Source organism: Bacillus sanguinis (assembly GCF_018332475.1).
Taxonomy (GTDB): Bacteria; Bacillota; Bacilli; order Bacillales; family Bacillaceae_G; genus Bacillus_A; species Bacillus_A sanguinis.
Map to the genome: position 1 here is coordinate 1 of NZ_BOQB01000721.1, position 203 is coordinate 203.

Annotated in this window: 1 pseudogene; it reads left to right on the forward strand. The window is 36.0% G+C overall.

Annotated elements, in window-relative coordinates:
- Nucleotides 1-19: 19 nt before the first annotated feature.
- Nucleotides 20-203 (forward strand): annotated as a pseudogene (locus KI369_RS29355) (DUF421 domain-containing protein); the annotation flags it as partial.

Below are 203 nucleotides of genomic sequence, written 5' to 3' on the forward strand. Positions count from 1 at the left end.
GCACGAAGTAGTGTCCCTATTGCTTCTCTTTTTATGTAACGTATCATTCTTTTTTATTTTATTTTTATTGTCACTTAAACTGCTGGGAAAATCTGCTTTAGCACAACTAACGCCTCATGATTTTGGTGCTATTATCTTTTATCTTATTTAGCTTTTCAGGCCATACCAGTCTCTGGTGCTTTGCAAGCTTTTCTCGGTATGGT